The organism is Pontibacter sp. E15-1 (assembly GCF_022601975.1).
Classification (GTDB): domain Bacteria; phylum Bacteroidota; class Bacteroidia; order Cytophagales; family Hymenobacteraceae; genus Pontibacter.
The window spans coordinates 84618-97613 of the sequence record NZ_JAKVIR010000011.1 but is presented as its reverse complement, the minus strand read 5'-3'; the positions used below and the strand labels follow the sequence as shown (position 1 = coordinate 97613).

11 protein-coding genes and 1 pseudogene are annotated in these 12996 nt (G+C 54.2%); 6 read left to right on the top strand and 6 right to left on the bottom strand.

Translation table 11 applies throughout. The features are described from left to right. Positions 1–12: 12 nt before the first annotated feature. The 3 genes and pseudogenes from MKJ04_RS09365 to msrA form a co-directional block, all read right to left on the bottom strand. Positions 13–414 (bottom strand): c-type cytochrome, encoded by a 402-nt coding sequence (locus MKJ04_RS09365; RefSeq protein WP_241641351.1) that lies wholly within the window; start codon positions 412–414, stop codon positions 13–15. Between the two features lie 513 nt (positions 415–927). Continuing rightward, a complete protein-coding gene (locus MKJ04_RS09360; protein ID WP_241641350.1) occupies positions 928–2943 on the bottom strand; it encodes a glycoside hydrolase family 97 protein in 2016 nt (671 codons plus the stop codon). A gap of 212 nt (positions 2944–3155) precedes the next feature. Next, positions 3156–3692 (bottom strand): annotated as a pseudogene (gene msrA, locus MKJ04_RS09355) (peptide-methionine (S)-S-oxide reductase MsrA); the annotation flags it as partial. A 296-nt stretch (positions 3693–3988) separates the two neighbouring features. Between msrA and MKJ04_RS09350 the strand changes: the two are divergent. From MKJ04_RS09350 to MKJ04_RS09325, 6 genes are all read left to right on the top strand, one after another. Further along, positions 3989–5260, top strand: coding sequence for a PAS domain-containing protein (locus tag MKJ04_RS09350; RefSeq protein ID WP_241641348.1), 1272 nt, complete (start codon positions 3989–3991; stop codon positions 5258–5260). A 45-nt stretch (positions 5261–5305) separates the two neighbouring features. Next, positions 5306–5677, top strand: coding sequence for a histidine kinase (locus tag MKJ04_RS09345; RefSeq protein WP_241641347.1), 372 nt, complete (start codon positions 5306–5308; stop codon positions 5675–5677). A 318-nt stretch (positions 5678–5995) separates the two neighbouring features. Then, a complete protein-coding gene (locus MKJ04_RS09340; protein ID WP_241641343.1) occupies positions 5996–6523 on the top strand; it encodes a (2Fe-2S)-binding protein in 528 nt (175 codons plus the stop codon). Continuing rightward, entirely contained in the window at positions 6520–7509 is a 990-nt protein-coding gene (locus MKJ04_RS09335) for an FAD binding domain-containing protein (protein WP_241641342.1), read from the top strand. The genes MKJ04_RS09340 and MKJ04_RS09335 overlap by 4 nt, the downstream gene beginning before the upstream one ends. Then, complete coding sequence (locus MKJ04_RS09330) at positions 7506–9731, top strand: xanthine dehydrogenase family protein molybdopterin-binding subunit (protein ID WP_241641341.1); 2226 nt, start codon at positions 7506–7508, stop codon at positions 9729–9731. Before MKJ04_RS09335 ends, MKJ04_RS09330 begins: the two co-directional genes overlap by 4 nt. Positions 9732–9827: 96 nt before the next feature. Continuing rightward, the gene (locus tag MKJ04_RS09325; protein WP_241641340.1) at positions 9828–11000 is read left to right on the top strand and encodes an XdhC family protein; all 1173 of its coding nucleotides are present in this window, start codon (positions 9828–9830) and stop codon (positions 10998–11000) included. A 126-nt stretch (positions 11001–11126) separates the two neighbouring features. On the opposite strand, the gene MKJ04_RS09320 is transcribed toward MKJ04_RS09325, so the two are convergent. From MKJ04_RS09320 to MKJ04_RS09310, 3 genes are all read right to left on the bottom strand, one after another. Continuing rightward, a complete protein-coding gene (locus MKJ04_RS09320) occupies positions 11127–11510 on the bottom strand; it encodes a DUF3037 domain-containing protein (protein ID WP_241641339.1) in 384 nt (127 codons plus the stop codon). After that, positions 11488–12288 carry a HipA family kinase gene (locus MKJ04_RS09315; RefSeq protein ID WP_241641338.1) on the bottom strand — a complete coding sequence of 267 codons (801 nt, stop codon included), beginning with the start codon at positions 12286–12288 and terminating at the stop codon, positions 11488–11490. The genes MKJ04_RS09320 and MKJ04_RS09315 overlap by 23 nt, the downstream gene beginning before the upstream one ends. A 102-nt stretch (positions 12289–12390) precedes the next feature. Next, the gene (locus MKJ04_RS09310) at positions 12391–12816 is read right to left on the bottom strand and encodes a hypothetical protein (RefSeq protein ID WP_241641337.1); all 426 of its coding nucleotides are present in this window, start codon (positions 12814–12816) and stop codon (positions 12391–12393) included. Positions 12817–12996: the final 180 nt, after the last annotated feature.

Below are 12996 nucleotides of genomic sequence, written 5' to 3'. Positions count from 1 at the left end.
GATACGGCTTACCTATTTCTTTCGCAATTCTTTTACCTGCGCCGGAGTTACGGGTTTTGCCTTGTTACCCCAATTGTTCTGGACAAAGGTGAGTACATCCGCCACCTGCTGGTCCGTCAGGAAAGCATGCGAGGGCATTTGCATGTGGTAGGTCTGTCCGTTCACCTTAATCTCATCGTTCAATCCGTTCAGCACCACGCCGATGGCTCTTTTCTGGTCCTGCATCAGAAAATCTGACTTGGCAAGGGGAGGGAAGGCCCCGGGGATACCCTGTCCCTCGGCCATGTGGCAGCTCTGGCAATTGGCGGTATACACGGCCTTGCCCCGCTTTATGCTGGCTTCGGCAGTGTCTGTCTGGGAGGTATAGAAATACCCTGATGTGATCAACATCGCTGCAATAATTCCTTTGAACATAGCTTTTCAAATTAGACAGCTAAAATAGCCATTATTATTCAAACTTGTACAGTCATCCGGGTGCTGTTTTGCGCTTTTTAGCTGTGTATACCCAGATTTTTCAGCAATAGAGGTATGATACCATTATCGAATGGATTTTGCGTATTGAAGTATTTTCGTGAAGTGTTTGTACCTGCTGTTACGCAATACCTACTTTTGTCCCCCTTTGAAGGGGGTTGGGGGATGACACTCCCTGCGGGCAATCACCTGAGAGATATTTAGAAGCTGTTTTTTATCAAGCAAGAGCAGAAAAGGCTGTTTCGGCCGCCTCTCATCCCCCTGCCCCCTTCTTCGTCGAGGGCCCCTACCCCCAAGGGGGACTTTTAAGAACTGCGCGGCTCACTTGCGTAACGTCAAATTTGACTGTGCAAAATATAATTGATAGTGGTATCAGGAGGCGACCGTTTACCGAAAAGGCCTGCTGCACGTATGGTGTGTAGCAGGCCTTTGTGGTATAAATGCGCCAGTAGCTCTTTAATGTGGATAGATCCGGGCCACGTAGCCGCCCCCGGGTGCCATGCGCGCGCTGAGTTTTTTATTTTGCGGCACAGCGATAGTTTCATGGATATAGTCGGCGGCGTTTCGGCTGGCGTTCAAGCCATCGCGGAATATTTCAGCCTTGTAGCTACCCTCAGGCAGAAAAGACAGATCCAGTTCCATCTCCCGCGGGTCCCAGTTGGTGAGGGCACCCACATACCATACGTTGCCTTTGCGGCGGGCAATGGCAATCTGCTCGCCTATGGCCCCGCTCAGCGCCACCGTCTCGTCCCATACCTCGGGCACGGCTGCCATAAAGGTGGTGCTTTCCTGCTCTTTCATATAGTTGGTAGGGCTGTCAGCCAGCATGTTTATCGGCGACTCGAAGACCACGTACTCGGCCAGTTGGCGGCTTCGGGTGCCCTGGCTCATCGGCTCGGAGTTAACCGGGCGGTAGCTGTCGCGGGTGGCGTTGCGCATGGCGCCCTGCGTATAGTCAATCGGGCCAGCCAGCATCCGGATGAAGGGCATGGTCACGTCATATGTCACCTGGTCTACCTCGGGGCCCGACCATTTCATCTGCTCCAGCCCGTGCACGCCCTCAAAGTTAATCACGTTGGGGTAGGTGCGCTGCAGACCGGTAGGCTTGTAGGCTCCATGGAAGTCCATGAGGAGCTTGTTCTTGGCACCCACTGCGGCGGCGCGGTAAAAGAAGTCTACCATTTCCTGGTCGTCTCGGTCCATAAAATCTACCTTAAAGCCCTTCACGCCCAGGTCGGCATAGTGCTTTGCTACGTTTTCCATGTCTCGGTTGAAGGCATGGAAGCCAGCCCAAAGGATGATGCCCACATGCTTCTGCCCGGCATAGGCGATGAGTTCCTTCAGGTCGATCTCCGAGACTACCTGCATCAGGTCAGCCTTCATGTTCACGGCCCAGCCTTCATCGAGGATAACATACTCGATGTTGTTGGCCGCCGCAAAATCAATGTAGTATTTGTAGGTTGGGTTGTTGATGCCCGCCTCAAAATCCACCCCGGAGATGTTCCAGTCGTTCCACCAATCCCAGGCCACTTTGCCAGGCTTTATCCAGGATATGTCCTTCAGGCGCGAGGGAGCCGCCAGTTTATACACCATGTCGCTGTCGGCAAGCTGCTTGTCGTCGGTGGAGATGACCATGACGCGCCACGGGAAGCTACGGGTGCCTTTTGCCCTGGCGATATACCCCTCACGCTCTCTTACAAACATCTGCAGCATGTTGTGTCCGGCTTGCTCCACGCGCTTGGGGTATGCGGCAAACACGCCCGTCAGGGTATAGCCACCGGTTTTGTTGATCAGGTACATGCCCGGATAGCTCTCCAGGTCCGCCTCCGTGATGGCCACTTTCTTCCCCTTCCCAACATCTACCACCAACGGCATAAACGCGAGGTGTTCCGGGTCCAGCCGGGACAGCGGGCTGTGGGTATAGGTGTTCTCAAAGGAGGTGTTGAACTGCTCTTCGATGGTGGTTTTCTTCTCCTGCTTCACGTAGGGCACGATGGCAGTATGATCGGCGGCAAAGTTAAAGGTGGCCTCCTCGTTGAGCACCCGAAAATCCTTTTTTCTGGATGTGGAGAAGCGGTATGCCACGCCATCGTTATACGCCCGGAAGATGACGCTGTAACCGCCCCGGAAGTTTAAAACCAGTTCATTGTACTTGTCCTCTACCTGTGCCCGTTTGTAAAAAGGCGTCGCGATACGCTGGTTCACCGTGTTGCTTTTCGGGCTCTTCAGGCGCGGGCTTGCCCCGAGCGTTTCGCCGTCGTCCAGCTGCATGGAAATGGGCGACGGGGCAATCACCACATCGCCCTCATGCTGCACAGTATAGATGATTTTGTCTTGAAGCGCGACCGTGGCAGTAATTTTGCCGTCCGGCGATTGCACGGAATAGCTGGGAGTGGAACTGGATTTCAGCTGTGCCATGGCAGCAAACCCGAAGGTAAGCAGCAGCGCCAGTAAGAGGATTTTTTGTTTCATCTTGTGCTTTTTGGATCGATGGGTGCTACAAACAGGTAGCGGTTGCAAAGCCAATATAGGGTATTTCGCTATTTCTCCATCTATCATTCCGCAGGGTATAACTTCCAGCATATAGCAGTTTTTTATCCTTGCTATAATACAAAGAAGGCAGCTCAGCTGATTCGCTGGCTCCCTTTATAAGTTCATTCTCTATATGATTTTCTGATTTGTTACTTGTTCCAGTGCCGTTGGTTATGTCCGGCTCTGCCCGAGCCTACATTGTAGCGCTGGTAATGCGCGGGGTTCTTTTTATAATAGTCCTGGTGGTATTCCTCGGCAGGGTAGAAGGTTTTGGCTGGCAGGATTGGGGTGACAATGGGCCGTGAAAAAGGGCCGTGTTCATCCACCTGCTTTTTTGACTCTTCGGCCTGTATCTTTTGCTCCTCGGAGTGGTAGAAAATTGCCGTTTGGTAAGACGAGCCGCGGTCACCAAATTGTCCACCGGCATCCGTAGGGTCAACCTGTTGCCAGAATACCTCCAGTAGCTCTTTGTAGGAGATCACGCTGGGGTCGAAGGTGATTTGCACCGCCTCATAATGTCCCGTGGTGTCGGAGCATACCTGTTCGTAAGTAGGGTTTTCGGTATGGCCGCCTGTATAACCTGATATTACTTTTTTTATACCCGGCCATTGGTCGAAAGGCTTGACCATGCACCAGAAGCACCCTCCGGCGAAAGTGGCCAGCTCATTTTTTTTTTCTTCGTTATCCATGTTCTATATACTATGATTTCCTTTATTGCTACCTTATCCTAAGTCCACTTGTTGCCGCACAGCGCAAAAATGCCGCAAACAACCATGCCTTTTAAATGCAGGACGTTACTTTGCAGACGCTCAGCATGTTGATTTGGGTAGGCTGGGACGAGGTGGTTTCCTGCAAAAACATGCGGAAGGCAAATTTGTTTGACGGCAATATGTCTTACGATGTGGTAACAGCTTTTGGCCATAATTAACTATCTTGCTGTGTGAAGAAACATGTTTCCCCGCAGCTACATTAAGCCTTTATTAAAATGGATTATAAAAAGCTTTTTCTATCGATCCCCGAGTCGATTGTCATTCTATCTACAGAGTATAAGGTACTGGATGCTACCGAGGCATACCTGAAGGCGACGATACGCAAGCGGGAGGACCTGATTGGGAAGTACCTGCTGGAGGAATTCCCGGACAATCCGCATGACGAGGGGTCGCGAAACGTGAAAACATTACGTGATTCACTCGACAACGCCCTGAAAACGAAAAAGATTGATTATTTCCCGGTAACCCGGTATGATATCCCGCGCCCGGAGGAGTTGGGTGGCGGCTATGATTTTCGCTACTGGGAAGCAACCCATACCCCTGTGCTGGACGATGACGGAGAGGTGATGTATATTGTGCAGCGCACCACCGATGTGACGGAGCGGGAAATGGCAAAGCAGGCGCTTATAGCAAGTGAGCGCAAATACCGCTTCATGGCCGAAGCAATCCCGATGCTGATCAGCACCAGCAAAGCGAACGGAGAGCCTATTTACTTTAACCAAAGCTGGATAAGTTATACAGGGCGCTCGATGGCGCAGTTATTCGCCAGCCTCTGGAGCGACTTTGTGCACCCCGATGACGTGTCGCTGCTCCGCCAGCGATGGGAAAGCGCCATGAGGGACCAGACAAACCTGCAGGCAGAAGTCAGGATATTGGATAAGAACGGAACCTTCCGCTGGCATTCTACCCGAAGCACGCCCATGAAAAATGCCCAGGGGGAGGTGGAGATGTGGGTAAGCAGCTCCACCGATATTCACGATACCCGCCATATGGTGCATGAGCTGCTTGTAGTCAACGAGCAGGCCTCTGTATTGTCCGATCAGGTGCAGGACGCCTTCCGAAAGGCTGAAGCGGAACGCAGAAGCCTGACACGTGTGATTATGCAGGCACCCGCCATGATGTGCATCCTGAAAGGGCCGGACCACCGCTTCGAGTTGGTCAACCCACTCTACCAGGGACTTTTCCCTGACAAAGAGTTGATCGGAAGGACTGTGGCGGAGGCACTTCCGGAAGTGGTGGAGCAAGGAATTATAGAGTTGCTGGACAATGTATACCAAACAGGCGAAATATTTACGGCAAATGAACGATGTGTCAAGATCGATCGTTCGAATACAGGAGAACTGGAGGAGATCTACATTAACTTCAGTTACCAGCCTCTTTACAACGAGCATGATTCAGTTTCCGGTATTCTGGTATTCGCACTAGACGTGAGCGAAATGGTGAACCTCAAGCATAAGCTCCATGAATCAGGGCATGCATCTTTATAGCGTTTATGACGCAAAAACCTTAGCCCATAGTATAGGAAGCAATTCATGCAGCAATACCAGATAGATTTTCAGCAGTTAAGAATCAAGCATATCCTGTTTAAGTCTAAAGTGCGCTCGGTGCTTTATGGCGGCAAGCAGGATGTCGATTTCTTTTCGCAGCGTGGGCCGATTATGGAATGGTTCCGGGTGACCGGGGGAGAGCATTACAGTCAGGAGCCAGAATTGCGCATGCTTCACCGGACGCATCAGACCCTGACCTCTCATGCCCTGCAACTCTTCAGAGTATACGACAGCGGCCGTATCGAGCAGGCCCACGAAGGACTGAAAGAAATAGAGCTCGGTTCTGAGCAGTTTCTTACCACCCTTAGCCAGTTCGAGAAAAGGCTTTCCAGCCTTGAGATGAGCGATAGTTTTTAACCAGATTATACCCCCACAAACGCAAACAGGCCCGAAGATCTCGGGCCTGTTTGCGTTTGTGGGGGTATGAGGCAGATGGACAATTTGCGCTCTGATTCGATACTTCTGTAAAGCAGTAATAAGCAAAACCCCCTGAACCTGCCCAAATCGTTCCGCGTACTAGCAAGCAGCAGTTACCATGCGCGCCGTTAGGGGAGTCGGTACGGCACCAGCTTTGATTCAATACCCTACTTCCGTCTTGCCTTTCCCTAGAAAGTGAGTCCTCAGCGATATTGCAACTTGCAATGCATGCTTTATTTTCACCTCAACCCAAGTACTATGAGCAACAAACAGCAACCCGAAACGATCGAGAAGGCAGCACCATGGCTGCCTCCCAAGCAGTCGGTTCGCATCACCATCAACGGAACCCAGCACCAGCTGGAGCTGGAACCCTGGATCTCGGTGCTGGACATGCTGCGGGAGCACCTGCAGCTTACCGGCACCAAAAAAGGCTGCGACCATGGCCAGTGCGGAGCCTGTACCGTCCTGCTGGATGGCAAGCGCATCAACTCCTGCCTCACGCTCGCCGTGATGCACGACGGATCCAGCGTCACCACCATCGAGGGCGTGGCGAATGGCGAGGAATTGCACCCAGTGCAGCAGGCCTTCATCGACCACGATGCATTCCAGTGCGGCTACTGCACCTCTGGGCAAATTTGCTCCGCGATTGGACTGATCAACGAGGGCAAAGCCAAAACCCCGGATGATATCCGCGACCTGATGAGTGGAAACATCTGCCGCTGTGGGGCTTATACCAATATTTTTAAAGTGGTGCAGGAAGCACTGGAAAGGAGCAAGGCCCAATGAGGAGTTTTACCTATACCCGCGCCGGCGACGTCGCCGAAGCCGTGAACGAGGTTGCCGGAAACGAGGAAGCCAGGTTTATAGCTGGCGGCACCAACCTGCTGGACCTCATGAAGATAGATGTGATGCATCCGCGCCACATCGTGGATATCACCAGGCTGGCGCTAAGCACAGTGGAAGACACCCCGGAAGGAGGGCTACGGCTGGGAGCGCTGGTCACAAATGCCGACACGGCCTATCACGAGCAGGTTGAAACGCGCTACCCGCTGCTGTCGCATGCCATACTTGCCGGAGCCACCGCGCAGCTGCGCAACAAGGCCACAGACGGCGGCAACCTGCTGCAGCGCACCCGATGCTATTATTTCTACGACAAAGCCACACCCTGCAACAAGCGGGAGCCGGGCTCCGGATGCGCCGCCATCACCGGTTTTAACCGCATCCACGCCATACTCGGTGAAAGCGAGCACTGTATCGCCACGCACCCCAGTGACATGTGCGTTGCGCTTGCAGCCTTAGGTGCCGTGGTGCACGTAACCGGGCCAAATGGCGAAAGAGGCATACCGTTTGCGGAGTTCCATCGCCTGCCAGGCGACACGCCCGAGCAGGACACCAACCTGAATCAGGACGAGATCATCACTTCCATCGAACTGCCTGCCCAGGGCTTCGCAGACCATTATGCCTACGTGAAGGTGCGGGACAGGGCCTCGTACGCTTTTGCGCTCGTGTCGGTGGCCGCAGGCCTTCTACTGGAAGACGGCGTGGTGAAAGAAGCCCGCATCGCGCTGGGTGGGGTGGCCCACAAGCCATGGCGCAAGCCCGAGGCCGAGGCATTGCTGCACGGCCAGCCAGCCACAGCAGAGAATTTCAGGAAAGTGGCGGAGGCATACCTGGAAGGGGCCAAAGGATACGGCCATAACACATTTAAAATCGAGCTGGCAAAGCGGGCCATTGTGCGTGCGCTGCAGCAAGCAACCGAAAATAAGGCATGACTATGAAAACAGACTATATCGGGAAACCCACCAACCGTGTGGACGGACGCCTGAAGGTGACGGGCCAGGCCAAGTATGCGGCCGAATTCGATTCACCGGGGCTTACGTATGGCTTCGTGGTTTCCAGCAGGATCGCAAAAGGGAAAATCAAATCCATCGATACAACAGAGGCCCTGCAACTGGATGGCGTGCTGCAGGTATTCACACACGAAAACCGCCCCCAAACGGCGTGGTTCGACAAAAGTTATCAGGATGAGGACTCACCGCCGGGCTCTCCGTTCCGGCCACTGTACAGCGATGAAATCCAGTTCAGCCAACAGCCTATCGCCCTGGTCGTCGCCGACACCTTTGAAGCGGCCCGTTACGGCGCCACGTTGGTGAATGTAACGTATGAAGATGCCCCTTTCTCAACAGATTTTGAGGGAAACCGCGAGAAAGCCTATACCCCTGAGAAATATAAGTCGCAGCCGCCACCTGATGCGCGGGGCGATATGGCCGCCGCCTTCGCCAGCGCTGCCATGCAGATATCAGAGGAGTATACCCATACCTCGGAGCACCACAACCCGATGGAGATGCACGCCTCGACGGCCATTTGGGAAGAAGACGGCACACTGACCATATATGACAAAACGCAGAGCGTGCAGAACAGCCAGAAGTATATCGACCAGATTTTCGGGCTCAAGCCGAAGGATGCCCGCGTGCGCTCTCCGTTTGTGGGGGGCGCCTTTGGCTCCGGCCTTCGCCCCCAGTACCAGCTTTTCCTGACGGTGATGGCTGCCCTGGAGCTAAAGCGCCCGGTGCGGGTCATGCTTACGCGGCAACAGATGTTCTCCTTCGGGCATCGTCCGGCCACAATCCAGAAGCTCCAACTGGGGGCATCGAAGGAGGGGAAGCTGGAGGCCGTGCGGCACGAGGCATTCGGGGAGACATCCCGGTTTGAGGATTACGCCGAGAATGTGGTGGTATGGCAGAACGTGCTCTATCAGTGCGACAACGTGGCTTTTGATTATAAGCTGATCGGGCTCGACGTGTATACCCCTTTGGACATGCGTGCGCCCGGAGGGTCCACAGGCCAGTTTGCGCTGGAGAGCGCCATGGATGAGCTGGCAGCGGCATCGGGCATCAACCCAGTGGCGCTCCGCCTGAAAAATTATACCGAAAAAGACCAAAACGAGGACGCCCCGTTCACCAGCAAGGAACTGCGGGAGTGCTACCGCCAGGGCGCAGAGAAGTTTGGGTGGGAAAAGCGAAACCCGGAGCCACGTTCCATGAAGGAGGGGCATCAATTGATTGGCTGGGGTATGGCGTCAGGTGCCTGGGAGGCATCACAGCAGCAGGCCAGCGCCAAAGCCCTCCTGACGGTGGACGGCAAACTGACCGTGAGCAGCGCCACCGCCGATATCGGCACGGGCACCTATACCGTGATGACGCAGCTGGCCGCTGAAACCCTCGGCTTGCAACTGGAGGATGTGAGCTTTAAGCTCGGGGACTCTGCCTTGCCAGACGCGCCGCTGGAAGGCGGCTCCTGGACTGTTTCCTCCGTTGGGTCTGCCGTAACGCTTGTGTGCGACGCCATCGGCAAGCGCCTGCTGAAGCTTGCCCGAAAAGTGAAAGACACGCCGTTTGCCACGGCAGGTTATGACGAAGTCATTTTCTCGGAAGGGCATATGCGGCTTCGAAGCGATCCTTCCAAAGCGCTGGCTGTTACCAGGATCATGCGCAGCGCTGAAATAAACTATCTGGAAGAGGAAGTGACCTCTAAGCCTGCCGAAAAGCAGAAAAAGTATGCTCCATATGCCCATTCTGCCGTGTTTGTGGAGGTACGGGTAGACGAGGACTTCGGAACGATCAAGGTTACGCGAGTGGTAAGCGCCATCGCCGGCGGCCGCATCATCAACACCAAAACCGCGGAAAGCCAGATACTTGGTGGCGTGGTCTGGGGCATCGGCATGGCACTTGAGGAGGAGTCGCTGATGGATACGACGTATGGCCGCTTCATGAACCACAACCTGGCCGAATACCATGTGCCCGTAAATGCGGATATTCATTCGATAGATGTTATTTTTGTGGAGGAGCACGACGAGATCGTGAACCCGATCGGAGCCAAGGGACTCGGGGAAATTGGCATCGCGGGAGTGGCTGGGGCTATCGCCAATGCGGTGTATCATGCCACCGGAAAGCGCGTGCGCAATCTCCCGATCACTCTGGACAAGGTGATGTAAATACTTGCATGAGTTAAACTTGCACTAATTGAAAACTGGCATCAGAAGAGACTGCTCATACCTATGGCAGTCTCTTCTGCTCTGTTTAAAACCAAGATGAAAGAAATACAGGACATCGTATCCGCCTTTGACGTGGCGCAGCAGGAAGGGAAACAGACGGCCCTGGCAACAGTCGTGCACGTGCAGGGCTCGTCGTACCGGCGACCTGGCGCCCGCATGCTCGTAACAGAAGACGGACAGCTGACGGGGGCCATCAGCGGCGGTTGCCTTGAGGGGGACGCGCTGCGCAAAGCCCGCCTGGTGATGGCGCAGCAACGGGCCATGCTCGTGACCTACGATACCACTGATGAGGACGATGCGAAGCTAGGGGTGGGCCTGGGCTGCAACGGTGTGATTCAGATCCTGATTGAGCCCATCGATAGCGACGCCCCCAGCCATCCCATACAATTGCTGAAATCCTATCTGCAACGCAGGCAGTCTGCTGTGCTGGTTACGTTATTCTCGTTGGAGCACAAAAAAACGACTCAGGTGGGAACATGTTTTTTGATGGACGAACAGGGCCAGGTGATGGGTAGGACCGCCCCGGACAGTGGCCTGCAAACGACACTCGTTTCTGAGGCGCGCCAGGTGCTTCAGTCGGGCATGTCGCGGATAGCCATGTATACCGGGGCGCAGCAACTGACGGGGTTTTTAGAGGCATTGCTTCCGGCTGTTTCGCTGGTGGTGGTAGGGGCCGGAAACGATGCAATCCCATTAGTGCAAATGGCCACGGTGCTGGGTTGGCAATGCACGGTAGTTGACGGGAGAGCAAACTACGCAACAGCTGCGCGTTTTCCGGAGGCCGCGCAGGTGCTTGTCTCAAAGCCTGAGCAGGTGCTTACACAGGTTTCCATCGATAAGCGAACTGCTTTTGTGCTGATGACGCACAATTACAACTACGACCTGGCCATGCTTCGGCAACTACTCCCGCTGCAGCTGCCGTATGTGGGCACACTTGGCCCCAAGAAAAAGCTGGACCGCATGCTGGAGGAGTTGAAAGAAGAGGGTATGAACGTCACGAATGCCCAGCAAGAGCCGATCCACGGCCCCACAGGCTTAGACATCGGAGCTGAGACCGCCGAGGAAATAGCACTTTCGATACTGGCGGAGATAAAGGCGGTGTTCACGGGGAAGGAGGGAGGCCCACTGCGCGACAGGAAAGACGTGATTCACTCCAGGGTGCAGGACAACATCAGCGCCGTAAATGGTATGGGGCAGGTTTCGGTATAAAAGTGCCTGCGAATTTGCTTCTTCAAGCACTCATTTGCAGCTTAAAAAAGGTGAGTTTATACAGGATAAATTTATACAGGATCAATCTATCCTGAATTAAACAAGGTAACTCGCCTCCAATCACTTTTACATCACCAATTGTTTGAACAAGTGCTGGAGCGTGGCTTCCGCATCTGTGCAAAGGCCCGGGTGGACCGGCGACGTTTGCACCACCGTGCTGCGGGTAGCAGTCAGCCACCGGAAGCGTGAGGCAATGGGCAGGTTCCCGATCGTGCCCCCGACTTTCCCGCCCGCGCAAATTTGCTCAAAGGCGTGCAGTCTTTCCTGCAGTTCGGCTACATCCAAAGCGGCCGAAAAGGCTGTGAGGCGCGTTTCATCCAAGTGGTAAACGGTTTTTAGAAATCGGCCTGTTGCGCAGTATAAAATCACCCCGACGTTGACAAACTCTTCCCGCTCCACGCAAGGCACCACCCGTATAACGGCGTACTCAAATAAGTGCTTCTCTTGCATGTTGGGCTTCTTTTAGGAATACGTCGGAATGCGCGATGCGCGTGTCCAGAAACTTCGCGTAGACTTCACGGTGCTCCGTTACTGTTTCAAAAGGGGAGTCGATGGTTTGCAGCCACTCTTCCGGTATGAGCGCGACAATGGCGCGAATGCGCTCGGGGGGCAGGAGGCTTCGGAATTCCTTGTCTACAGTGTCCAGGGCGGAGGCCCACGGGAGCAGGACATGGTCTTTCACCTGCACGAAGGGACGTTTGGCCTGCTCTTCCCAGTTATACCCTGCATGATGGAAATAAAGGGAAGCCCCATGGTCGATCAGCCACAATTCCTTGTGCCACATCAGCATGTTTGTGTTGCGGGGCGTGCGGTCTACGTTGGTGACCAGGCAATCGAGCCACACTATTTGAGACGCAAGCTTGGCATCCACCCGCGTCACCAGTGCATCGTACGTGATCGCCCCGGAGAGATAGTGCAGCGCCAGGTTGAGGCCCTCGCTGGCCCGGAGCAGGTCCTGTATTTCCTCGTCAGGCTCGGTGCGGCCGAACGCCTCATCCAGCGTGGCAAACACCAGCTCTGGCACCTTAAACCCGAGCGTGCGGGCAATCTCGCCGGCAAGTAGCTCGGCAATCAGGGCTTTGATGCCCTGCCCCGCGCCCCTGAACTTGAGCACATACAGGAACTCATCGTCAGCCTCCACAAGAGCGGGCAAAGAACCTCCCTCACGCAAGGGGGTTACATAGCGTGTCACCTCTACGGTTCGGAGCTCCGGTGTCGTGTCATTCATACTTGTTTTTCCATGAAGCAAATCTTTCACTAAACGTTAGTGAGCGTGGGCAATGGGATGGCTATGCTGCTCATTTAGTGTTTCTGTTTATACCCGGCAGGTTTATACCCCCCGGCAGGTTTCCGAAGCAAGCCAGGCTTCTGCCGCCTCCTGCTCCAGGAAATTCCGTACGCGGAAGCTCGTAATGCCCAACGCTTCCGCTCGGGTTGCCACAGACTCTAAGGCAATTTTTGAGAACACATTGTCCGGCAGCACACGTGCGATCATCTTCAGGCTTGTCTGGAAAAGCAGTTTGTAAAACTCAGCAGACATCCACTCTTTCGTCACGGCGTCAGGGGAACCGAGCAGTTGCGCGTTTGCCACCACGCGCGCTGCCTGCGTATGCATTAAAGCCACATACAGTTGGGTGCCACCCGTCTTCATCTCCTCAAAGCTCACAGGTCTAAGCCATCTGGCTTTGATGATTTCATGGGCTTCATCAAGCCTTATCACATAAAAATCAGATGCATAAAGCTCTTTCAAGTGCATACCGCACGTTTTTTTGGATGATGCGTTACACAAATATAAAGCAAAATGAGGGTATAACAGCAGAAATAATACGATTCGATATACAGTCTTCCAGGAACCTGAAAAATCAAAAACTACTTTCCCCGGGCTTTCAGAACACAGTCTGCCCGAAAGGCATACTTGAGGCGGGTGCGCCGCCGC

Coding starts and splice junctions, on each gene's coding strand:
- MKJ04_RS09345 (WP_241641347.1), top strand. CDS start 5,306: ATGCAGCAATACCAGATAGATTTTCAGCAGTTAAGAATCAAGCATATC.
- MKJ04_RS09365 (WP_241641351.1), bottom strand. CDS start 414: ATGTTCAAAGGAATTATTGCAGCGATGTTGATCACATCAGGGTATTTC.
- MKJ04_RS09335 (WP_241641342.1), top strand. CDS start 6,520: ATGAGGAGTTTTACCTATACCCGCGCCGGCGACGTCGCCGAAGCCGTG.
- MKJ04_RS09325 (WP_241641340.1), top strand. CDS start 9,828: ATGAAAGAAATACAGGACATCGTATCCGCCTTTGACGTGGCGCAGCAG.
- MKJ04_RS09350 (WP_241641348.1), top strand. CDS start 3,989: ATGGATTATAAAAAGCTTTTTCTATCGATCCCCGAGTCGATTGTCATT.
- MKJ04_RS09330 (WP_241641341.1), top strand. CDS start 7,506: ATGACTATGAAAACAGACTATATCGGGAAACCCACCAACCGTGTGGAC.
- MKJ04_RS09310 (WP_241641337.1), bottom strand. CDS start 12,816: ATGCACTTGAAAGAGCTTTATGCATCTGATTTTTATGTGATAAGGCTT.
- MKJ04_RS09360 (WP_241641350.1), bottom strand. CDS start 2,943: ATGAAACAAAAAATCCTCTTACTGGCGCTGCTGCTTACCTTCGGGTTT.
- MKJ04_RS09340 (WP_241641343.1), top strand. CDS start 5,996: ATGAGCAACAAACAGCAACCCGAAACGATCGAGAAGGCAGCACCATGG.
- MKJ04_RS09315 (WP_241641338.1), bottom strand. CDS start 12,288: ATGAATGACACGACACCGGAGCTCCGAACCGTAGAGGTGACACGCTAT.
- MKJ04_RS09320 (WP_241641339.1), bottom strand. CDS start 11,510: ATGCAAGAGAAGCACTTATTTGAGTACGCCGTTATACGGGTGGTGCCT.